The sequence below is a fragment of the Nitrospirota bacterium genome (genome assembly GCA_013388455.1).
Classification (GTDB): domain Bacteria; phylum Nitrospirota; class Thermodesulfovibrionia; order Thermodesulfovibrionales; family SM23-35; genus JACAFF01.
The window spans coordinates 53,489-74,973 of sequence record JACAFF010000005.1; the positions used below are offsets into that span (position 1 = coordinate 53,489).

Genomic DNA, 21,485 nt, shown 5'->3' on the forward strand with positions numbered 1-21,485 from the left:
TATTCTGGAAAGAATATTTTTGCCAGAAGGTATAACTCAAAATGGAAGATTCAATTTATCTTGAAAAGCTTTCAAAGTGTATACGCTGTGGAAGCTGTAAGGCCTATTGCCCTACATATGATGAAGTTTCATCAGAGGCAATGAGTGCAAGGGGAAGGCTTGTTCTGCTATGGATGCTTGCATCAGGCCAGTTAGAAACTTCTTCCCTTTTAAATGATCGGATATTCAGTTGCACATTATGTGGAAAATGCATAAGTCTCTGTCCTCTTGAAATTGATATCAAAGAAGTTATCTATCATGGCAGAAAGATTCTCAGAAAAACTGATAAAAAGAGAAAGCTTCTTCGGTTTTTTCTGAATCTGTTCACAAAAAATTCCAACCTGAGTTTTAATATGCTCAATTCAACCAAGCACATCCTTCTACCCTATCTCAAAAAAAAGGTAATTCCTTTTCCCTTTGAACTTCCTGAACATACATTGAAGGGCAGTCTACATGTAATAACTGTTCCTAAAAAGAGAGGTCGTGTAGCTGTATTCACAGGTTGTGCTGTTAATTTCTTGCTTCCTCATATCGGAGAATCCCTTATTAATGTCCTGCACGAGCTTGGATATGAGGTTATTTTACCTGCAGGTGAAGTCTGCTGTGGTTCGCCATTAAGAGCAGTCGGCCTTGAAGAAGAGGCTATCAAGCTTGCCCGTAAAAATAAAGACCTTTATAAAAGACTGAATGTTGAGGCAGTCTTAAGTCTTTGTCCAACATGTACTTTATCACTTAAAGAAGAGTATCCAAAAATGATTGGAGAAGGAATCGATGCAATTGACATATCACTTTTCTTATCTAATAAGATTGATTACTTTCTAACAAAGCATCCGAAACCTAAATTTAAGTCGGCAATTTATCATGATCCATGCCACCTGAAATATGGGCTTGGGATCGAAAAGGAGCCGAGGGAGATTCTTAAAAATATCGGAATAGATTTGATCCCTCATAAAAGTGATAGATGCTGTGGCTTTGCAGGGACTTTCTGTTTTTCTTTTCGTGAGATTTCAGAGGCTCTTCTGAATAACTGTATTAAGGAATACTCTTCTTCTGGAGCAGAAATGATCGTTACCTCATGTCCTGGCTGTATTATCCAGCTTGCGAAGGGTTTTAAAAATAAACCCGTTATACACATAATCGAAGTGATCGAAGAGGCAATATTTCAGTTAGTATCTAAATAAGTTTTCTGCTATAATAAAATTGTACCTTTTATTAACCTGAAAATGCATTATTCGGGTTAATTTGACCAACTTCTGAGGTGAAATATGCCTATTTATGAATATAAATGTACAAGTTGTGGGGAAGATTTCGAAAAGCTTATATTCGGAAATCAGGAAGTTTCTTGTCCAAAGTGTAGTTCAAAAAAGGTAAAAAAGAAATTTTCAGTATTCAATGCTTCAGGTACTGAAAAACCTTTAGCTGGAACTTCTTCATGCACCTCCTGCACAAAAGGCACATGCAGTACCTGCCACTAAAAATAAGCTTGTCTGCAGTAAAACAATCATTTATGGTTTTACGAATTTTATTATCCCTATGACAACAAAAAATAATTTAAAATAATCATATCGAGTTAAAGAAATTTTTGAGCAATATCTGCATTATTCGGGTTAACTATGGATAGCTAAAGGGATTTTCTCTTTTAATCTTGATAAGTTTTAATGGTCTGCCCTCAAACACAAAGACTGCCAGTCCACGCTCTTCTGTAATTTTTTCTTCCCATTTCCATGTTCCTTTCCATGAAATAGTTACAGAGACTGTTGAACCCTGAATTTCAACCCAGGTTGGTGTAAATATAAGTTCAGCATTATCAAAGGGTTTAATTGAACCAAATATTTCACTGAAGGCTTCCTCGGTAGAATTCTCTTTAAGGGTTCCTCGGTCATTTTCGATATAGGCTTTTTTGAGTGTGTCTGTAAGCTTGAAGGCTTCATGTGCTATTTTTGAATCATCTGAAACCTTTTTTACCTCTTTTTCAGAACATGAAACAAGAACAAGAATTATACTGACATAGAACAATACGCTGATATTTTTGTATCTCATTTTTCTTACTAAGTTGAGTATTCCTCTCTTTTATATATCAATATTTCTGGCTTCAAGAGCATGTGTAGTAATAAATTCTTTCCTCGGTTCAACCTGATCCCCCATGAGGATGGTGAATATACTATCGGCCTCAACAGAGTCCTGTATTGTTACCTGAAGGAGTGTCCTTTTATCAGGATCCATGGTAGTCTCCCAAAGTTGCTGTGGGTTCATTTCTCCAAGTCCTTTATATCGCTGTATTGTAAGTCCTCTTTTTGCTGTTGAGAGTATAAACTCAAGGAGTTCCTTGCTTCCATTAATTTCAATCGTTTCATCCTTTATCTTTACTCTGTAAGGAGGTGTTCCAAAATCTTTTATAATGCTAAAAAGATTTTCAATCTCTCTGAATTCTGGCGATGTAACAAAATTGATATCCAGATCTATTTTATAATTCTGCCTCTTTATCTCTACTCCATAAGTCTGATGCTCTTCATCAAGAACAACCTCTCCTATAAAGGTTTTCTGATCATTTTCCCTGATCATTTTCAACAACTTCTCAAGTTTCATTCTATCTTTCAAGATATTTCTGTCTATACCGATTGAAAGAAGAAACTTCAGGATATCAGGGTCTCTTCTTCTGCGTTCAAACCAGTCAATGAGGCGCTCAAACCTATATAATCTCTTTATATATGGTATTAGTATCTTTCCCCTTAATGTCTGACCTCTAATAATCAATTCAATATCTTCAGAAGCAAGCTCAAAGAGCATATTTTGCATTTCTGACTCATTCTGTATATATTTTTCTGTTTTGCCTTTTTTAACTTTAAACAAAGGTGGCTGGGCAATATAAAGATATCCCTTTTCTATTATTTCAGGCATCTGTCTATAGAAAAAAGTTAACAGCAGTGTTCTTATATGTGCACCGTCAACATCAGCATCCGTCATTAGTATAATCTTGTGATATCTTATCTTTGCAATATCGAAATCATCAGAACCAATTCCTGTTCCTAAAGCTGTTATCAGTATTTTAATCTCTTCTGAGCCAAGCATTTTGTCAAATCGTGCTTTTTCAACATTCAATATCTTACCTCTCAATGGCAATATAGCCTGAGTTCGTCTATCCCTGCCCTGTTTTGCAGACCCCCCTGCAGAATCTCCTTCAACAATAAATAATTCACTCAGAGATGGATCCTTCTCTGAACAATCTGCAAGTTTTCCAGGAAGTCCAGTATCCTCAAGTGCTCCCTTTCTTCTTGCAAGTTCTTTTGCTTTACGTGCTGCATCTCTTGCCCTTGCAGCCTGTAATGCTTTTTCTATGATCTTTTTTGCAATAGAAGGACTTTCTTCAAAATAGGTTGAAAGGCCTTCGTTCATTATAGATTCAACAATGCCTTTTACCTCACTATTTCCGAGTTTCATTTTTGTCTGGCCTTCAAATTGAGGTGACATGAGTTTAACATTTATTACTGCCGTGAGCCCTTCACGTACATCCTCTCCTGCAAGAGCATTACCATTTTTTAAAAGCCCACTTGAGATAGCATATGTATTAACTGTTCTCGTCAAAGCAGACTTGAAACCAACAAGATGAGTTCCTCCTTCTTTTGTATTGATGTTATTAGCATAAGTGTAAAGAGTTTCTGCATAACCATCATTATATTGAATAGCTATTTCAACAATAAGATCTTCTTTTTCACCATGTATATAAATAGGTTTGGGGTAAATAGGTGTCTTATTTTTATTAAGGTATTCAACAAAGGATACCACTCCACCTGAATAGTGAAATGTCTGACTTTTTTCTATCCTTTCATCAGTTAATGTTATTTTAAGTCCTTTATTCAGAAACGCTAATTCTCTTAGTCTTTGAGATAATATATCCCAGCTAAAATCCAGAATTTCAAATATCTCATGGTCAGGCTTAAAAGTAATTTTCGTTCCTTTACCTCTTGTCCTCCCAACAATGGTTAAAGAACCAGTTGCCTTTCCTCTTTCAAAATGCTGTTGATATACATTTCCATTCTGTTTTATTTCTACATCAAGCCATTCTGAAAGGGCATTTACGACTGAAACCCCTACTCCATGTAATCCACCAGAGATACGATAAGCCTTTGACTCAAACTTGCCCCCAGCATGTAATTCTGTAAGTGCTATCTCTGCTGCAGAACGTCCTTTAGGATCTCCTGGATGAGGACCTGCAGGAATACCCCTTCCATCATCTATAACTGTACAGCTTCCATCAAGGTGTATTATTACTTCAATGCTCTTGCAATATCCTGCGAGATATTCGTCAACACTGTTGTCAACAACTTCATAGACAAGGTGATGGAGACCTTCAATACCTGTTGTGCCTATATACATAGCAGGTCTTTTTCTGACGCCTTCAAGTCCTTTTAGTATTTTTATATCTTCTGCGGTATAAGATTCTTGCTGATTTGTCTGTTCTTCCATTTTTTTTCCTTATCCCATAATTATTTCTATTCTATATCCTCATTGGCATAATAACGCATTGATAAAATTCATTTCCGGCTTCTTTTACAAGAACTGGACTAAGTGGGTCCTGAAATTCAAAAACAACTTTTTCATCTGACATACCTCCAAGTACATCCAGCACATATCGCGCATTGAAACCGAGTGAAAGTTTATCAAATTTATATTCTATTGCAACTTCTTCTTTTGCCTCACCGATGTCAGGGCTTGATGATGAGACGGTGAGGGTATCTTTATCAAGGTCAAACTTCACCGCACTTGCTCTCTCCTTGGACATAACAGATACCCTTCTTAATACCCTGATAAAAGGCTCTCTTCCAATGAACATCTTTTTCTCATTAGACTGTGGGATGACATTTTCATAGTTTGGATAAGAGCCTTCTATTAGTCTTGTCAGGAATTGTATCTTGTCTATAGAGAAAAGAAGATGTTTTTCTCCAATAGATATTTTTACCTTCTTTTTCTCCTCGCTTCCATCAGAATCTGCAAGAAATTTTCTTAGCTCAGATACACCCTTCCTTGGAACAATAATTTTCTTTTCACTTTTCATTTCACTTTCCATATCTCTTTTGATTAATGCCAGTCTGTGGCCATCTGTTCCTACAACTATAAAATTTTTATCCTGAGGCTTCATATGGAAAAGAAGGCCATTCAGTGTATATCTTGTATCACTTTCCCCTGCAGAATATAGCGTTTTCTCAATCATTTCCAGTAGAACTTCGGCGTCAATCAATAATTCTTCAACATCACCCAGGTTTGGCCATGCAGGAAAATCAGATGATGGAAGCGTAGCAATCTTAAAATTACTTGCACCCGATCTAATCTTCAACCAGCCTTCGGCTGTAGTTTCTTCAAGGCTTTCAAAATATAAATCTCCCTCAACTTCCCTTACAATCTCAAAAAGTTTTCTTGCAGGAATACAGAGCTTTCCCTCTTTTTCTATATTAGCTTCTAAAGGTTCTTTTATAGCAGTTTCAATATCTGTTGCAATTATATACGAACCCTTCTTGGATGCATGGAGAAGAAAGTGGCTCAGTATAGGCATTGTATTCTTCTTTTCAATAATATTCTGAATATTCGCAAGCTTTTCAAGCATCTCGTCCTTAGATATAGTTAATTTCATAATTCCTCCCTTTAAGCTAAAAGCTCTGTTTTCAACCTTTTAATTTTCGAATAAAACTCTCAATTAATCGGTTAAATGTTTCATCTTTTGTTCTTTTATCATCAATCTGTCTACAGGCATATAAGACTGTTGCATGATCTTTACCACCAAAATTCTTCCCGATATCATTCAGAGATAGGTTAGTTAATTGCTTGGTAAGATACATTGCTATTTGTCTTGGTAAAGCAACTTCTTTGGTTCTCTTACGTGCTTTTAATTCAAGTAATTTAACGCCAAAATGATCACTTACAATTCGCTGAATTAAATCAGTTGTTACAGGTTTTTCTTCATCATCAATGAGATCACGAAGTATCTGTTTTGCCATTTCTTTATCTATAGGCTTTCCGGTAAGAGAAGATTGAGCGCCGAGCCGTATCAGACAGCCTTCAAGTTCACGAATATTAGACTTTACTCTTGAGGCAAGATAATAAGCAACATCATCAGATATATTAATCCGTTCTATTTCTGCCTTTTTTTGAATAATTGCAATCTTTGTTTCAAGTTCAGGTGGTTGAATATCCGCAATAAGACCCATGCTGAATCTTGATCTCAATCTGTCCGTAACAGCACCTATTTCTTTAGGAGGTCTGTCACTCGATATCACGATCTGTCTCTGCCTATCGTATATAGCATTAAAAGTATGAAAGAATTCTTCCTGTGTCTGTGTTTTATTTGCAATAAAATGTATATCGTCAAGAAGCAAAAGGTCAACATTTCTATATTTTTCTTTAAGTTCACTCATTTTTTCATGCCTTATTGCAGATACCACTTCATTAGTAAACTGTTCTGCAGAGACATAAATTACTATTAAATCTGGCCTTTTATCAAATACCGCATTTCCAACCGCATTAATCAGATGTGTTTTACCCAGTCCAACTCCTCCATAAACAAAAAAGGGATTATATGTCTTTCCTAAAGCCTCTGCAACTTTCTTTGCTGCTGCCTGGGCAAATTGATTAGATGGGCCTGTAACAAAATTATCAAATGTATACTTTGGGTTTAAATAGATTCCTCTACTTACAAGTTTCTGTCGTCGGTTTTCCAATAACATATCCATTTTTTTTACATTAGGGTCTATTTTCTCCGCAATTCTGTATCTAATATTAACTGGATGTCCCAGAATACTACTTATTGTTTCTGATATTATTTCAGGGTAGTTATCTTCTATCCAGTCTTTAAAAAAACGGTTGGGGATATCAATTGTTAACTGCTGTTCTTTAATCTGCGTGAGTTTAATTGGCCTGAACCACAGTTCAATTATACTGCTTCCAACTTTTTTTTCTATTTTTGAAAGACTATTTGACCATATTTCCTCAACTGTCATTAAAACATACCCCTATATGTAAATTTTCTTATATTGACCAGCCTATCCAGGTATTTTGAAAATACTTAATTCCGTCCTTCAACTTTATTTATTAACATTTTATTAACAAGTGTTAATAACTTTTATTTTTCTAAATTTGAGAGGTATATCATTATATCCAAATACTAACATTCAAGACAAGAAAATCTGTTATGTTTTTGTTGATAAAATTATTTTTTCTTTATTTTAAATTTTTTCTTTAAATTATAGTTCTTTTTTAAACCATTTATTCACAATTAAAAAAGTTTATTTATCATAATTAATTTTATTATTCAACATATCCACTCTTACTACTACAACAACTATTCTTAAATAATATATTTTATTAGTAGTAGAGACAAAATTATTTTTTCTTTAAATATTCTTTTATAAAACTATCTATTTCTCCATCCAGTACTGACTCTACATTTCCTGTTTCCATATTAGTCCGGTGATCCTTTACCACTCTATAAGGTTGAAGAATATAAGACCTTATCTGACTCCCCCAAGCAATGCCTTTTTTATCCCCTACAAATTCCTCAAGCTTCTTTTCCTTTTCTCTAATTTTAAGGTCGTAAAGACGAGCTTTTAGAATCTTCAGAGCAATAGTTCTGTTCTTATACTGTGAGCGTTCATTCTGACAACTTACAACAATTCCTGTTGGTATATGAGTTAGCCTTACAGCAGATGATGTCTTATTGACATGTTGTCCACCTGCACCAGATGACCTGAAAGTATCCATTTTGATATCTTCTTCCTTTATATCAATATCAACATCGTCTTCAATCTCAGGATATACGAGTACCGCTGCAAAAGAAGTATGTCTTCTTTTATTAGCATCATAAGGTGATATTCTCACAAGCCTGTGAACACCAGCTTCTGATTTTAGATATCCATATGCAAATCGTCCTGTTATTGTTATGGTTGCACTTTTTATACCTGCTTCATCACCTATAATTAGATCAACAATCTGAGTTGAAAATTTATGTCGTTCAGCCCACCTAAGATACATTCTCATAAGCATCTGAGCCCAATCCTGACTTTCTGTTCCACCTGCTCCAGGATGAATAGTGAGAATAGCATTATTTTTATCCATCTGACCTGAAAGAAGATATTCAATTTCAAGAGAATCTAAATCTTCTTTCAGACCTTTAATATCATTATGTAATTCATTAAGAAAGAGCTCGCCACTTTCTTCCTCGAGTATGTCTATCGAATCTTCCAGGTATGATAACCTGTTAGATAGAGACTCAAAATGTGAAACAATATCTTCGAGTTGAGATTGTCTTTTAAGAAGTTCACGTGTCATCTGCGGAGATGACCACACTTTGTTATTAGAGAGTTTAGCCTTTATTGTTTTAATTTCTTCTTTAAGATTTGTTAAATCAAAGATAACCTCTTAAAGATTCTATTTTTTCCCTAAGATTTATTAGTTCTTCTTTTAATTCATTCTGTAAAAGCATAAAACCTCCTTTATAATTTAAATTTTTTATATTTGCTTGATACATTTGACAATAATAATACTGACAGTATAATGCATATATAAATGAAAAGATCTCCATATTTAGAATAAAAACTTATTGTAGAATCAGTTTTTAGATTTTCTGTTAAAAATGTTTTTTGAAAAAGAGCCGTTTTAGATAATATTCTTCCATTGCTATCTATAAAACCTGAAATCCCTGTATTTGCAGCCCTGATTATAGGTTTTCTGTTCTCTATTGCGCGAAAAGTTGCCATGCTAAAATGCTGAAATGGTCCGGTAGTCCTCCCAAACCAAGCGTCATTTGTTATATTCACTATAAAATCTCCTCCATGTAAAAAAAACTTTCTGACAAGACCAGGAAAAATAACCTCGTAACAAATAATGGTTGAAAAATCTCCAAAAGGGGTTTCGGCTTTAATATACCTTTCACCTTGCACATAATCCCCAATACCAACAACAAGTTTATTAATAAAAAAAAGGATTTTTTGTAGTGGTATATATTCCCCAAAAGGCACTAAATGTATTTTATCATATATATAAGTTACCTTTCCATATGGATCAAGCATTACAGCGCTGTTTGAAAATAGATATTGTTCATTATTTTTTTCTTTAACCAGTATACTTCCAAAAAGAAGATAAGTATTTAATTGTTTATGAAAATCAATAAGTTCAGAAGAATATTCTTTATCTTCTTCGAATATAAAAGGTAAAGCAGTCTCTGGCCATATTATGATTGAGGGAGAGGCAAGCGATGCCCTGATTGATAGTTCCTTATATGTCTCTATAACCTTATTTTGATAATAAGAGTCCCATTTTTTATCCTGTTCTATATTTCCTTGAATTATACTCGCCTTAAAAAATTTGCCCTGTCTCTCTTCATTTAATCTCATATACCCATAAATAAATACTGAAATTGTTACCAAGCAGAGGATAGCAAATCCGATTACCGAATATGAAAGAGGAAAAAGAGGCACGTCTTTCAAGCGGTTCTTAAGTAGAAAAATATCAGCAAATGCACCATTAACGGACAGAATAAGGAACGATACTCCATATATACCAGTTATATCAGCTATCTGAATGGCAGTTAGAAACTTATATTGGCTGTATCCAATGCTTGACCATGGAAAGCCTGTAAATATATAAGAACGCAGAAATTCTAATACCGTCCAGAATAAAGGCGCAATTAATAAAGCTGGTAGTTTTGTATGATTGATGCTGATTGAAAAAAGTATTGCAAAAATGCCTGTATATAGGCAGAGATAGGCACAGAGTAATATAACGATCATAATGCTTATCAGAAAAGGAATATTACCATAGTGATTTATTGAATGATATATCCAGTAAAGTGTTCCGAAGAAATATGGAAGACCAAAAACAAAACCTGCTATAAAAGATTCCCTTGGATTCTTTTTGTATAGTGATAGTAAAAAAGGTACTATGGCTATCCATGCAAGGTAAAATATATCAAAAAAAGGGAAACAGAATATGAGGATTGTCCCTGAAAGAAAAGCAGGTATATAATTTTTTAAAAACAATTTCATTTTTAAAAACACTCTGTAATATATATTTCAAAATCCAGTATCTATTTTACTTCATTTAAAAATAAACTGTATAAAATTGAATAAATAGCTACATAAGCTTTTCAAAAAATCTTTGAATCGTTCAAATACCTTGAAAAACTGACAAATTTTCTGTTAAGATGTTAGATGTCTGAGGAAATTCAAAGGGCAGGATTGCTTGTTCGTTCTGTCGCTAAAATCCTCGATTTTATTATTATAGCAGCAGCAATAGAAATTTTGCCGAAAGCGGGATTCCTCGCAGGTCTTACCTATCTTTTAGTCGGGGATGGCCTTTTTGGAGGTAGAAGTTTAGGGAAAAAACTGATAGGGCTAAGGGTTATCTCTTTAGAAACTTATAAACCTTGTTCTTTCAAGGAATCCATACTCAGAAATAGCACTTTAGCTGTAGGTTACTTATTTTATAAAGTGATATGGATTGGTTGGATTTTCATTTTGTTCGCCATTATTTTTGAATTTATCATACTGATAGGAAGTAAAGACGGAATGCGTATTGGAGACGAGATAGCAAAGACAATTGTTATTGAGCAACCCCGTCCACAGGAAGGGGAGGGATGATGTTTTTTAATAAAATTCTTGGATTGTTCTCAAATGATCTCGCAATAGATCTTGGCACAGCAAATACACTTGTTTTTGTAAAAGGAAAGGGCATTGTATGTAACGAACCTTCAGTTGTTGTCTTGAGGAGAGATGATAAGAAACCAGTAGCTGTTGGAGCTGAAGCAAAAAGGATGCTTGGAAAAACCCCTGCTAATATCATTGCTATAAGACCGATGAAAGACGGTGTTATCGCTGATTTTGATGCTACAGGAGAAATGTTGAAATACTTTATCACAAAGGTACATAACAGGAGAAGTTTTGTTTCCCCAAGGGTAATTATTGGGGTCCCCTCAGGTATTACACAGGTAGAACAGCGTGCTGTTAAAGATGCTGCTCAGGTATCTGGTGCAAGGGAAGTGTATCTTATTGGAGAGCCAATGGCAGCAGCAGTTGGTGTGGGTCTGCCAGTTGGTGAACCATCTGGCAATATGATAGTCGATATAGGCGGTGGAACGACTGATGTTGCCGTTATATCACTTGATGGAGTTGTATACAGTAAAGCTGTCAGGGTAGGTGGTGACAAGATGGACGACTCAATTATGGCATTCATCAAGAGAAGATATAATCTTATGATAGGTGATATGACCGCTGAGCAGATTAAAATCAATATCGGATCCGCTTATCCTTCAGAAGGAAGCGAAAAGAGAACAATGGAAATAAAAGGAAGAGATCTTATATCAGGAATTCCAAAAACGCTAACTATTAATGAAGATGAAATTCGTGAGGCACTTACAGAGCCGGTGAATATAATCCTCGATACGATAAAGGTAATACTTGAAAACACACCGCCTGAACTTGCATCAGATATTGTGGACAGAGGTATTATTTTGGCCGGTGGAGGTGCTCTTTTAAGAGGCCTTGACTTGCTCATACGTGAAGAGACTGGATTGCCTGTTATTGTTGCTGAGGATCCTCTTACGGCAGTGGTACGAGGCGTTGGTAAAATGCTTGATGAAATAGATCTTTTGAGAAGAGTGGCTATTACCTTATAATGCCTAAGAAAAGGCTTCTGCTTTTTCTTTTTATTGTTATAACACTGGGTCTCATGACCTATGAGAGTAATGTAGCTCATTTCCTGCCTTTAAAATTCCTTAATAATACATTGAACAATTTTCTATACGTGAAAGATTCTATAACAAATTTTATTGCTTCTCCTTTTAAGAAGATGTTTATAAGAGAAGAAGAGAATAGACGGCTTAAGGAAGAAATTTCAAGATTGCTTAAGGAGCGAGAGAGATATCAGGATGCATTACAAGAGAATAAACAACTGAGGGAAATACTTACCATCAAAGGAAGAGAGCAGAAATATATTACTGCCGCATGTGTTATTGGTAAGAGTGTTGATCAATGGTCTAACATCCTGATCCTTGATAAAGGAAGTTTAGATATGGTCAAAAAAGATATGATAGTTATTACAGAGAAAGGATTAGCAGGAAAAATTACAGAGGTTTATGAATCCTATTCAAGTCTGTTATTGCTCACTGATATTAATTTCTCTGCTGCATCCCGTCTACAGGAAAACAGAACTGAGGGTATCATTTCAGGCACTGGATTCAAAACATGCAAATTGAAATATATCCCGGCTGAAGAAGAGATTAAAGAAGGAGATATTGTAAAAACCTCAGGACTTGATGACTTTTATCCTCCTGGGATTCCTATTGGTTTTGTATCTAAAGTTAATAAAAAAGAAACTGATATTTTCCAGGATATAGAAGTTATTCCATTTGTTGACAGCACAAAGATTGAGTTCGTTGCAATAGTAACAAAGGAATGAAATACCTTCTCTGGACATTGGCTATTATTATTACTTTCATTATACAGGGCACAGTCTCGTTATTCCATATTACACCTAATTTTACTGCTGTTTTAGCATATTATGCTGGTGTTAAAAAGAAGGAGATTAAGGGTATGTTTATTGGTTCGTTGATTGGATTTGTTGAAGACAGTATTTCAGGATCTTTTCTCGGTCCAAATCTCCTAAGTAAAGGGATTATAGGATATCTCTCTTCTTTTATTTCACATAGAATTTTTATCTGGACACCTCTTTTAGGTGTTATAAGTATTTCAGCGATGACCCTAACAGACAGCCTTGTTGTTTTTCTATCAAAAAGCATCTTTGATAAAGCACCAGTAAATATCAGCAATGCGATTTTTATAATTTTTATTCAATCAATTATAAATGCGGCATTTGGGGCTTTTATTAAACCGAAACACGGTGAGATATGAGAAACGAAGAAGACTTTAAAAAAATTATAAAAATAGGCTATATCGTTATCGCAGCTTTTGCACTCATTATAATCAGGCTATGGCAGTTGCAAGTTTTGCAGGGTGACGAATACCTGAAGTTATCTGAAGCTAACCGATTGAGGATTATAAATATACATGCACCGAGGGGAATTATTTTTGACAGAAATGGAATACCACTTGTACGAAATACTCCTTTTTTTTCTGTTTCAGTAATACCGAATGAATTTCATAGCTGTAATATCGAAAGTCTGTCTAAATTAATTAAGGTTTCATCTGAAGAAATACAAAAAAAGCTGAAAGCAAAAGAAATAAGCCCTTTTACATCCGTTAAACTTAAAGAAGGGCTCTCATTTCAGGAAGTAGCATTTATTGAAGCAAGGCGATCTGATTTTCCTGGTTTGATTATTGAGATCGAGATTAGCAGAGAATATCTTTACGCAGATATAGGGTCGCACCTGATCGGATATCTTGGTAAAATCAGCTCAGAACAAACAAGAGAACCTTCATTTAAAAATATACCGCCTGATAGTTTTATTGGACAATGGGGGATCGAAAAACTTTATGATGAAACACTCAGGGGAAAAAACGGGAAACGTGTTATTGAGATAGATGCACTTGGGAATGAAATTAGATTATTGCAGGAAATTCCTCCAGTGAAAGGGAAAGATATTTCAATAAGTATTGATATAAATCTTCAAAAAGAAGCGGAACAAGCTTTTGGTAATAGGGCAGGAGCTCTTGTAGCGATTTTACCAAATACAGGGGAGATACTCGGCCTTGTGAGCAAACCGTCATTTGATCCCAATCTTTTTGTAAAAGGAATAGACTATAATAATTGGCTTACTCTCATAAAAGACAAAAAAAAGCCTTTAATAAACAGAGCATTGCAGAGTCAATATCCACCTGGTTCAACATTTAAGATTATAACTGCGATAGCAGGTCTCGAAGAGGGAGTGATTACACCTGATACAAAAATAAATTGTAAGGGAGGTATACAGTACGGGAAATGGCGTTTTGGTTGTTGGCAGAAGAGAGGTCACGGCGTAGTTTCTTTTCATAGAGCACTTGTAGAATCATGTGATGTCTATTTCTATGAGGTAGGGCAGCGTCTTGGAATTGATAAGATATACAAATATGCAATAAGCTTTGGTCTGGGTAGTAAAACCGGCATCGAGCTTGGGATTGAACGTGAAGGTTTAATCCCTAATACAGAATGGAAGCTTAAAGAAAAAAACCTGCCGTGGTTTTTAGGTGAAACATTTATTTCAGCCATAGGGCAAGGATATGTTGCAGCAACTCCTATTCAAATGGCTTCTTTAATAGGTTCTGTTGCAAATGAGGGGAATCTTTATAAGCCTATACTCTTGAAAGACGCAAAGCCTATTTTATTAAGAAAAATAACCTTAAAACCTGAGACGATCAAGACGTTAAAGAGAGCACTCATGGGTGTGGTTAACGATAATGGTGGAACAGGATGGGCAGCACGATCACAGATAGCAAATATAAGCGGGAAGACAGGAACAGCTCAGGTTGTTGCAATGAGAAGAGGAATGAGATATGCTGGAGAAGCGTTTAGAGATCACGCATGGTTTGTAGCCTACGCACCAGATGAAAGACCGGAAATAGCTCTTGCGGTATTAGTAGAGCACGGTGGACATGGTGGTGGTGCAGCTGCACCAATTGCAAAAAGGGCAATAGAAGTTTACCTGAAGGAGAAAAATAATTTAAACAAGAATTAATAATAATTTTTAATCATACAATATCGAAAAATATCAGTGCTTCTCGGATAAAAATTATTGCAAAAAAGAATAAAATCAATCCAAGAAATCTAAGTATATGAATATACAATGTACTATTCAGAAAGATTTTTGACCTGCTTATTAATATTACAATGACTATTTTAGAGCCAATTAGAAGAAGATAAAAACCTGAAATAAACATGCATGCAGACAGAATATTTATATTTAATGCCTTAATAATGATCGGGGTGCCAATGGTCATCCAGAAAAGATATGGATGTGGGTTCAGAATATTTGTAATTACACCTTTTCTCAAAGATTTGGACTTAATTTTGGGTAACTCTAAAGATAGACCTTTTACCTTAAAAACTTCATAAGCGAGATAGAAAAGAAAAAAAGCACCTGCGAGAGATATTATTCCTAAAATAAGTTTCGAAGCATAAATTTTTATAAGAAAAACAAGTGAAACAAAGATTACTGGAAAATCCGTAAGAAGAGGGACACAGGCAATTTTAAAGCCCTCTTTTTTATTGTGTTTGAGTGTTTCAGAGATAACTAATGTTAGTAGGGGTCCTGGTGAAATTCCTGCTACTAAGCCAAAAACAGCACCAGAAATGAAGAAAGACATGGATTCAATAATCACATTCATACTTTAACATAATTATGTAAGAGCCATAAAAACTTGACCATTTAACATCATTTTCATTTATAATGAAAATAATGAGTATAATTCAATGCATTGGAAATACACCTATTGCAAGTATTGATAGCATAAATCCTAACCCTAAGGTTAAACTTTATGCAAAGCTCGAGGGAAATAATCCTGGCGGGTCTGTTAAAGACAGAATCGCTCTTTATATGTTAGAAACAGCAGAAAAAGAAGGAAGACTGACAAGAGATCAAATCGTGCTCGAGGCAACTTCCGGAAATACAGGCATAGGGCTTGCTATGGTTGCATCAGCAAAGAAATATCGCGTGAAGCTTACTATGCCTGCATGTGTAAGCATTGAAAGGAGGAGAATTCTTGAGGCATTCGGAGCGGAACTTATTCTAAGTCCACCCGATGAGGGGACAGATGGTGCAATAAGGTTGGCTCATAGTATACTCTCAGAAGAACCTGATAAATATTTTATGCCAAATCAATTTGATAATCTTGCAAATATACTTGCACATTATGAAACAACGGGCAAGGAAATATGGGAGCAGACAAACGGTAAGATCACACACTTTGTTGCTGGTATGGGAACAACAGGAACACTTATGGGTGTCAGTAAGAGATTGAAGGAATACAACAAGGATATAAAAGTCATTGGCGTTGAGCCTGTTCAACACCACAGGATACAGGGACTAAAAAACATGAAAGAATCGATCGTCCCTAAGATTTTCGATCCCTCAAGACTTGATGAACATTATTTTGTGAATGATGACGAGGCATTCGATACTACACGCATGCTGGCAGTAAAAGAGGGGATTTTTGCAGGGATGTCGAGTGGAGCTGCAGTTCATATCGCACTGAGGAAATCAAGTGAACTCAAAGAAGGGACTATAGTGGTTATTCTGCCTGACAGAGGAGACAGATATCTTTCTACTGCCTTATTCACTTCAGTATGTGCCAAATGTCCTCCATAATTCTTTAGTAATGTTTCGAATAGACCGAAGACTTATCCAAAATTTTGACTGGGTTACTTTTACTATTACATTAATAATAGTTTTCGTTGGAATAATGACTATTTACAGTGCGACCCGCCCTTTGTCAGAAGAAGAATATTCAGGTTTTTATATAAAACAGATAATATGGCTGATAATAAGTGTTATTGCAATGTTTTTTATTGTAAGCTTTGACTATATCTGGCTTGGCAGATTTTCTATGCCTCTTTATGTTATCGGGATTATCCTACTATTAATCGTATTTATAATGGGTAATATCGGGATGGGTGCTAAAAGATGGATAAGTCTTGGACCACTCTCTTTCCAGCCTTCTGAAATTTATAAAATTCTATTCGTCGTGATGCTTTCTAATTATTTAAGTCAGATAAAAGGTTCTGTAGAAGCTAAAACTCTTTTTCGTATATTCTTTTTTATCACTTTTATTCCTATTATACTCCTCATAAAACAGCCAGATCTCGGAACCACTCTTATAATTATGGCAATTTTTACAGCGGTTATACTTGCAAAAGGTATTTCGAAAAAGATTGCGATATTGTTAATTATCATCGGTTTAATATCCTTGCCTTTTCTCGGAAATATATTATGGGGGGGGTTGAAGGATTACCAGAAGAACAGGATAGTTGCTTTTATTGAACCTGAAGTAGATCGGACAGGGATTGGTTATCATCTGAATCAGTCAAAAATTACAATTGGTTCAGGTAAGTTTTTAGGAAAGGGTTTTTTACATGGAACTCAAGGACCTTTCAGATTTTTACCTGAAAAACATACGGATTTTATTTTTGCAGTTTTTGCAGAAGAATGGGGTTTTTTAGGAAGCACAGCACTTCTTATGCTTTATCTTATTTTGATATTGCGCGGACTTGATACTGCAAGGAAAGCAAGAGACGAGTTCGGCAGGCTTCTCGCAACAGGAATTACTTTTATGTTTTTATTTTATTTTTTTGTTAATATTGGGATGACATTGGGGTTAATGCCTGTTGTTGGCATCCCGTTGCCATTTATGAGCTATGGGGGTACAGCTCTTCTATCAAATTTTATCGGTATAGGAATTTTAATAAACATAAGGACACGAAGGTTCGAACTCTTTCATTAGCAGTATTATATCTGTTATAATTTTCTGTTTATATTACTACATACTGCATAATACCTCTTACAGATTACTTTCTTTCTTGATGGGCGGTGTAGCTCAGTTGGTTAGAGCATGCGGCTCATATCCGCAGTGTCCGGGGTTCAAATCCCTGCACCGCCACCAAAAAGAAGGTTTTGCTTCTTTGTTTTCGCAAGTTGCCATTGTTAATGATATGCTAATATTGAGGTGGTATATAAGAAAATTCCAAGAGAGTATAATATTATTTAACCCATGTGTCGAGTTATTGAGCAGTTATTCTTACACAATTGGCGTCATATTATATTTCTATTGATATCAATCTTATCCCTCAATGGATGTGCTACAATGAAAAGCATTCAGGAAGCACCGTTACCTTCTCCAATTTATTCGGATAATTATTTAGAACGAAATGAGTTTTCGATTGAACAAGGAGATGATGTCATTGGCCGTTTGGCAGTTATAAGGCTTGAAGAGGGTGATACACTGCCTGATATTGCAAGACACTTCAGCCTTGGAATAAATGCTATTACTGCAGCAAATCCAGGCATAGATATATGGGTGCCTGAAGCCGGAGAGAAGATCATTTTGCCACTAAGTTTTATTTTGCCTGATGTTCCAAGAAAAGGTATTGTGATCAACTTAGCCACAATGAGGCTTTTTCAATTTAAAGGTAATAATAAGTCATTAGCAGTATCGACTTATCCTGTTGGCATCGGAACTGAAGAGCGACCCACACCCTTAGGTAAAATGCATGTGGAGCGTAAGGTTATACAGCCGACGTGGTATGTGCCTGCCTCAATAGCTGAAGATCATCGAAAAAAAGGCGATCCTCTTCCCTCTGAAGTTCCACCTGGACCTAAGAATCCTCTGGGAGAGTACGCTCTATATTTAAGTAAACCGACTTATTTGATCCATGGCACTAATAAACCGTCCAGCATTGGTCTTAGGGCAACTAACGGCTGTATAAGACTATATCCGGAAGACATAAAAAGGCTATTCGAAAGCACCCCTATTAAGACACCTGTACATATCGTTAACCAGCCATATCTCTTAGGCCAACGTAATGGAGTAGTTTATATGGAAGTTCATGTGCCCTTTGAAAAATCAAATGCTGAAGAGTTAAAAAAGATATACAGGAAATTGAGAAATATTGAAAAGGAATCTGGGCGTCCGATTGACTGGAGCAAAGTTGAGCAAGTAATAGCCGAAGCTCGGGGAATTCCTGTCCCCATTTTCAAGATCCATCAAGGAAGTGAAAAAGGATTTCAAGAAACTATAGAAGTCAAGCATCCTGATAAATTGTATGGTAAACCAGAGATACCAGAACTTAAAACAGACGCATGGTATGTTTTAGCTGCTAAGATGTCTGACAAGATTGATGCTATGAGGATTGCAGCTATTATCAACCATCAGGGCCCTCAAATACCTGCAAGGGTATTATCAACGAGTGACAGCTATCGTGTAATTACTGGCCCGTTCGATGATATCAGTGAGGCAAAAGATGTAGTCAAACGCTTGAAAGTTGATTTGGAAATTGATGGCATCTTGGTTGAACCTATCAAGGAGTGATAGATAATTGCCATAGTCAACCCTGCTATAATAAGATAAACTTAGCAGAAAGGAGGTGATTAAAGATGAAGAAGAGTCTATTGATGTTCTCAATAATGATTATTATTGCTATTGCTGTAGTGGGTTGTGCAACAAAAGGTGACCTTGCACGGGTAGAGTCACAGGAAAAGCTGATTGATGCTAAAGCTGATCAGGCAGTTCAGGATGCGCAGGCTGCCAAGACTGCAGCCGATGCCGCAACGTTAAAGGCAAATGAAGCTGCAGCCCGCGTAGAAGAAGCCATAAGGAGGGCAGAGGAAAGAGAAAGAATCGCAGAGGAAAAAGAGAGGATTGCAGAGGAGAAGGCTAAGATCGCTGAAGAAAAGGCAAAACAGGCTGAAGCCGTTTTCCAAAAATCAATGAAGAAATAAAGCAATCTTATGAGATTTTAATTCTATCTTTATCGGTATAGAAAGGAAGTGGAAGGGTTTTGAAGACACTGCCACTTCCTGTATTTCCATAAGTTTAATATACTATATAATTCGGATATATATGAGTGAGAAGAATTGTTTTGCAATCATTAAAAAATATTATTGAAAAACGTGAAGGCTTATTTGAACAAAAAGCAAAGTAGATTAAGTGAGCCTCTTTACTTTTTTATTATCTGCATCATAATAACACCAATTCTCATGTGCGGATGTAGTCATTCCAGAGAAATCTTCAAAGAAGCGAATGATTTTTTTAACCAGGGGAACTACAAAGCAGCTTTGAGCAAATATGAGCAGATTATTGAAAAATATCCTTCGGTTGAAGACAGAGTTCTTTTCGAAATGGGTATTATTTATGCTTACCCACGAAATGAACAAAAAGATTACCAGAAATCTCTGGAATGTTTTCAGAAAATAATAAAGGATTACCCGACAAGTGAATATAAGCGTGACAGTGAGATGATGATATTTCAAATCCATAATGTCACAATTAAGGATAAAACAATTGTTACACTGAAAAAACAGATTGAGACGTTCCAGCAAGAAGTTAAAAACAAAGAAAATGAAATTACTATACTGCAGGACAAGATTAGAGCACTTGAACAAGAAGTTAAAAGCAAAGAGGATGAGATTACTAAATTGCAAAAAGAGGTTTTTATACTAAAGAAAGGACAGGCAGACAAGGTTCTGATAGAAAAGAAAGAACGGCGATTGACGTTGTTATCAAAGGGAAAGGTAATAAAAACATACAGAATATCAATTGGAGGAAACCCGGTAGGTCCAAAAGAAAGGCAAGGTGATAACAAGACCCCAGAGGGGACCTACATTATCGATTCAAGAAACAGAGACAGTCATTATCACCTGTCTCTTCATATTTCCTATCCAAATGAGAAAGACAAAAAGCGAGCAAAAGAACTTGGTGTTTCTCCTGGCGGAGACATAATGATCCATGGCATCAAGAATGGTTTCTCGTGGGTTGGTGATTTTCACACAAGAATTGACTGGACAAATGGGTGTATTGCAGTTACGGACGAAGAAATAGAGGAAATTGACAAGTTAGTGCCGAATGGTACGATTGTTGAGATAAGGCCATAGAAAGTCATACAATATTCTCTAAGTAAGAAGAGGTAAACTTGTCAGTTTTGTTCTGTTGGTGGAGGCGGCGGGAATTGAACCCGCGTCCGAAAGTACTACTCTCAGGCTTCTACATGTTTATCCTGCTTTTTCAATCTCGGATGATGAACCGCCAGCAGAAAGGCTTTTCACCATCCCATCTCTTTAAATCTTGCCTTAAGATAAAGAGAAGTCTCTTAAGGCCAGCCTGCTTTATGACACTGACACCTGAAACACAGACAATTTCAGGGCAGCGTGCTGCTTAGTTATTTAAGCAGCAAGTGCCAGTTCGTTATTGGCGTTTGTGTTTGTTTCCGCCTTTTTACGTGGTGACGGAGCCACGACATGCAACCTGATCCTCGTAACCCCCGTCGAGCCCTTTCGCCCCCTTTCTCTTTTATATATTATCACCTATTTTTCATCCTTTTTTCTATCTCTCTTTTTGCTTCCCTCTCCTTAATCGTTTCCCTTTTCTCAAAAAGTCTCTTGCCTTTTGCAAGCCCAATCTCTATCTTAGCAAATGAATCTGTAAAATAGAGCTTTAGAGGCACCAGAGTGTATCCTTTTATAAGTGTCTTCCCTGCAAGACTATTTATCTGTTTCTTATGAAGCAGGAGTTTTCTTGTTCGTAGAGGGTCATGGTTCATAATATTACCATGACTGTAAGGACTTATATGGCAGTTAATAAGAAAGGCTTCGCCGTTTTTTATGAGTACATAACTGTCTCTAAGATTTGCCCTTCCTTCCCTGAGAGATTTTACTTCTGTTCCCAATAAAGATATGCCAGCCTCTATGGTCTCCTCAATATGATAATCATGATAAGCCTTCCTGTTCTGACATACAATCTTCATGAATTGATTTTAACATT

The 21,485-nt window shown here is 35.9% G+C and carries 20 protein-coding genes, 1 tRNA gene and 1 other RNA gene; 13 read left to right on the forward strand and 9 right to left on the reverse strand.

The window, feature by feature from the left end; all coding sequences use genetic code 11:
* Positions 1–41 precede the first annotated feature (41 nt).
* Together HXY53_02130 and HXY53_02135 are read left to right on the forward strand one after the other, a co-directional pair.
* Positions 42–1,220, forward strand: a complete 1,179-nt coding sequence (locus HXY53_02130; protein ID NWF75364.1) for a (Fe-S)-binding protein — start codon at positions 42–44, stop codon at positions 1,218–1,220.
* Between the two features lie 84 nt (positions 1,221–1,304).
* Positions 1,305–1,514, forward strand: a complete 210-nt coding sequence (locus tag HXY53_02135; protein ID NWF75365.1) for a zinc ribbon domain-containing protein — start codon at positions 1,305–1,307, stop codon at positions 1,512–1,514.
* Positions 1,515–1,650: 136 nt separating this feature from the next.
* Here HXY53_02135 and HXY53_02140 read toward each other — a convergent pair whose 3' ends face one another.
* From HXY53_02140 to lnt, 6 genes are all read right to left on the reverse strand, one after another.
* Positions 1,651–2,079, reverse strand: coding sequence for a hypothetical protein (locus HXY53_02140; protein ID NWF75366.1), 429 nt, complete (start codon positions 2,077–2,079; stop codon positions 1,651–1,653).
* A 30-nt stretch (positions 2,080–2,109) separates the two neighbouring features.
* The gene (gyrB, locus tag HXY53_02145; protein ID NWF75367.1) at positions 2,110–4,503 is read right to left on the reverse strand and encodes a DNA topoisomerase (ATP-hydrolyzing) subunit B; all 2,394 of its coding nucleotides are present in this window, start codon (positions 4,501–4,503) and stop codon (positions 2,110–2,112) included.
* Positions 4,504–4,534: 31 nt separating this feature from the next.
* Positions 4,535–5,665, reverse strand: a complete 1,131-nt coding sequence (gene dnaN / locus HXY53_02150; GenBank protein ID NWF75368.1) for a DNA polymerase III subunit beta — start codon at positions 5,663–5,665, stop codon at positions 4,535–4,537.
* A gap of 31 nt (positions 5,666–5,696) precedes the next feature.
* Positions 5,697–7,028 carry a chromosomal replication initiator protein DnaA gene (gene dnaA / locus HXY53_02155; protein ID NWF75369.1) on the reverse strand — a complete coding sequence of 444 codons (1,332 nt, stop codon included), beginning with the start codon at positions 7,026–7,028 and terminating at the stop codon, positions 5,697–5,699.
* Positions 7,029–7,410: 382 nt separating this feature from the next.
* A protein-coding gene (gene prfB, locus HXY53_02160; GenBank protein NWF75370.1) for a peptide chain release factor 2 occupies positions 7,411–8,509 on the reverse strand; the annotation gives its coding sequence in 2 pieces (ribosomal slippage) (positions 7,411–8,442 and positions 8,444–8,509; 1,098 coding nt in all).
* A gap of 10 nt (positions 8,510–8,519) precedes the next feature.
* A complete protein-coding gene (gene lnt, locus HXY53_02165; protein ID NWF75371.1) occupies positions 8,520–10,070 on the reverse strand; it encodes an apolipoprotein N-acyltransferase in 1,551 nt (516 codons plus the stop codon).
* 165 nt (positions 10,071–10,235) lie between these two features.
* Here lnt and HXY53_02170 point away from each other — a divergent pair, with 165 nt between their 5' ends.
* The 5 genes from HXY53_02170 to mrdA are packed head-to-tail and all read left to right on the forward strand — an operon-like array spanning position 10,236 to position 14,692.
* Positions 10,236–10,664 carry an RDD family protein gene (locus HXY53_02170; GenBank protein NWF75372.1) on the forward strand — a complete coding sequence of 143 codons (429 nt, stop codon included), beginning with the start codon at positions 10,236–10,238 and terminating at the stop codon, positions 10,662–10,664.
* Positions 10,664–11,698, forward strand: coding sequence for a rod shape-determining protein (locus tag HXY53_02175; protein NWF75373.1), 1,035 nt, complete (start codon positions 10,664–10,666; stop codon positions 11,696–11,698). Before HXY53_02170 ends, HXY53_02175 begins: the two co-directional genes overlap by 1 nt.
* Entirely contained in the window at positions 11,698–12,480 is a 783-nt protein-coding gene (gene mreC, locus HXY53_02180; protein ID NWF75374.1) for a rod shape-determining protein MreC, read from the forward strand. The genes HXY53_02175 and mreC overlap by 1 nt, the downstream gene beginning before the upstream one ends.
* On the forward strand, positions 12,477–12,932 hold the full coding sequence (mreD, locus tag HXY53_02185) for a rod shape-determining protein MreD (protein NWF75375.1): 456 nt from the start codon (positions 12,477–12,479) through the stop codon (positions 12,930–12,932). The genes mreC and mreD overlap by 4 nt, the downstream gene beginning before the upstream one ends.
* Positions 12,929–14,692, forward strand: coding sequence for a penicillin-binding protein 2 (gene mrdA, locus HXY53_02190; protein ID NWF75376.1), 1,764 nt, complete (start codon positions 12,929–12,931; stop codon positions 14,690–14,692). Before mreD ends, mrdA begins: the two co-directional genes overlap by 4 nt.
* 13 nt (positions 14,693–14,705) lie before the next feature.
* Here the strand turns inward: mrdA and HXY53_02195 are convergent, their stop codons facing one another.
* Positions 14,706–15,341: a LysE family translocator gene (locus tag HXY53_02195; GenBank protein ID NWF75377.1), complete on the reverse strand. Its 636-nt coding sequence runs from the start codon at positions 15,339–15,341 to the stop codon at positions 14,706–14,708.
* 71 nt (positions 15,342–15,412) lie between these two features.
* Between HXY53_02195 and HXY53_02200 the strand changes: the two genes are divergently transcribed.
* The 6 genes from HXY53_02200 to HXY53_02225 all read left to right on the forward strand — a co-directional run bounded on the left by HXY53_02200 (position 15,413) and on the right by HXY53_02225 (position 20,599).
* Complete coding sequence (locus HXY53_02200) at positions 15,413–16,321, forward strand: cysteine synthase family protein (GenBank protein NWF75378.1); 909 nt, start codon at positions 15,413–15,415, stop codon at positions 16,319–16,321.
* Positions 16,322–16,331: 10 nt separating this feature from the next.
* The gene (gene rodA / locus HXY53_02205; protein ID NWF75379.1) at positions 16,332–17,453 is read left to right on the forward strand and encodes a rod shape-determining protein RodA; all 1,122 of its coding nucleotides are present in this window, start codon (positions 16,332–16,334) and stop codon (positions 17,451–17,453) included.
* Positions 17,454–17,535: 82 nt separating this feature from the next.
* Positions 17,536–17,612: transfer RNA gene (locus HXY53_02210), tRNA-Met, on the forward strand.
* A 108-nt stretch (positions 17,613–17,720) separates the two neighbouring features.
* Positions 17,721–19,037 carry a L,D-transpeptidase family protein gene (locus HXY53_02215; protein ID NWF75380.1) on the forward strand — a complete coding sequence of 439 codons (1,317 nt, stop codon included), beginning with the start codon at positions 17,721–17,723 and terminating at the stop codon, positions 19,035–19,037.
* 65 nt (positions 19,038–19,102) lie between these two features.
* Complete coding sequence (locus HXY53_02220) at positions 19,103–19,447, forward strand: hypothetical protein (GenBank protein ID NWF75381.1); 345 nt, start codon at positions 19,103–19,105, stop codon at positions 19,445–19,447.
* Between the two features lie 258 nt (positions 19,448–19,705).
* Positions 19,706–20,599 (forward strand): L,D-transpeptidase family protein, encoded by an 894-nt coding sequence (locus HXY53_02225; protein NWF75382.1) that lies wholly within the window; start codon positions 19,706–19,708, stop codon positions 20,597–20,599.
* Positions 20,600–20,655: 56 nt separating this feature from the next.
* On the opposite strand, the gene ssrA is transcribed toward HXY53_02225, so the two are convergent.
* Both ssrA and smpB read right to left on the reverse strand, forming a co-directional pair.
* Positions 20,656–21,006, reverse strand: a transfer-messenger RNA (tmRNA) gene (gene ssrA / locus HXY53_02230).
* Between the two features lie 18 nt (positions 21,007–21,024).
* Entirely contained in the window at positions 21,025–21,468 is a 444-nt protein-coding gene (gene smpB, locus HXY53_02235; GenBank protein NWF75383.1) for an SsrA-binding protein SmpB, read from the reverse strand.
* Positions 21,469–21,485 lie beyond the last annotated feature (17 nt).

Excerpts from the sequence above, each read along its gene's own strand:
- HXY53_02130 (NWF75364.1), top strand. The coding sequence starts at position 42 with ATGGAAGATTCAATTTATCTTGAAAAGCTTTCAAAGTGTATACGCTGT.
- HXY53_02135 (NWF75365.1), top strand. The coding sequence starts at position 1,305 with ATGCCTATTTATGAATATAAATGTACAAGTTGTGGGGAAGATTTCGAA.
- HXY53_02140 (NWF75366.1), bottom strand. The coding sequence starts at position 2,079 with ATGAGATACAAAAATATCAGCGTATTGTTCTATGTCAGTATAATTCTT.
- gyrB (NWF75367.1), bottom strand. The coding sequence starts at position 4,503 with ATGGAAGAACAGACAAATCAGCAAGAATCTTATACCGCAGAAGATATA.
- dnaN (NWF75368.1), bottom strand. The coding sequence starts at position 5,665 with ATGAAATTAACTATATCTAAGGACGAGATGCTTGAAAAGCTTGCGAAT.
- dnaA (NWF75369.1), bottom strand. The coding sequence starts at position 7,028 with ATGACAGTTGAGGAAATATGGTCAAATAGTCTTTCAAAAATAGAAAAA.
- lnt (NWF75371.1), bottom strand. The coding sequence starts at position 10,070 with ATGAAATTGTTTTTAAAAAATTATATACCTGCTTTTCTTTCAGGGACA.
- HXY53_02170 (NWF75372.1), top strand. The coding sequence starts at position 10,236 with ATGTCTGAGGAAATTCAAAGGGCAGGATTGCTTGTTCGTTCTGTCGCT.
- HXY53_02175 (NWF75373.1), top strand. The coding sequence starts at position 10,664 with ATGTTTTTTAATAAAATTCTTGGATTGTTCTCAAATGATCTCGCAATA.
- mreC (NWF75374.1), top strand. The coding sequence starts at position 11,698 with ATGCCTAAGAAAAGGCTTCTGCTTTTTCTTTTTATTGTTATAACACTG.
- mreD (NWF75375.1), top strand. The coding sequence starts at position 12,477 with ATGAAATACCTTCTCTGGACATTGGCTATTATTATTACTTTCATTATA.
- mrdA (NWF75376.1), top strand. The coding sequence starts at position 12,929 with ATGAGAAACGAAGAAGACTTTAAAAAAATTATAAAAATAGGCTATATC.
- HXY53_02195 (NWF75377.1), bottom strand. The coding sequence starts at position 15,341 with ATGAATGTGATTATTGAATCCATGTCTTTCTTCATTTCTGGTGCTGTT.
- HXY53_02200 (NWF75378.1), top strand. The coding sequence starts at position 15,413 with ATGAGTATAATTCAATGCATTGGAAATACACCTATTGCAAGTATTGAT.
- rodA (NWF75379.1), top strand. The coding sequence starts at position 16,332 with ATGTTTCGAATAGACCGAAGACTTATCCAAAATTTTGACTGGGTTACT.
- HXY53_02215 (NWF75380.1), top strand. The coding sequence starts at position 17,721 with ATGTGTCGAGTTATTGAGCAGTTATTCTTACACAATTGGCGTCATATT.
- HXY53_02220 (NWF75381.1), top strand. The coding sequence starts at position 19,103 with ATGAAGAAGAGTCTATTGATGTTCTCAATAATGATTATTATTGCTATT.
- HXY53_02225 (NWF75382.1), top strand. The coding sequence starts at position 19,706 with ATGTGCGGATGTAGTCATTCCAGAGAAATCTTCAAAGAAGCGAATGAT.
- smpB (NWF75383.1), bottom strand. The coding sequence starts at position 21,468 with ATGAAGATTGTATGTCAGAACAGGAAGGCTTATCATGATTATCATATT.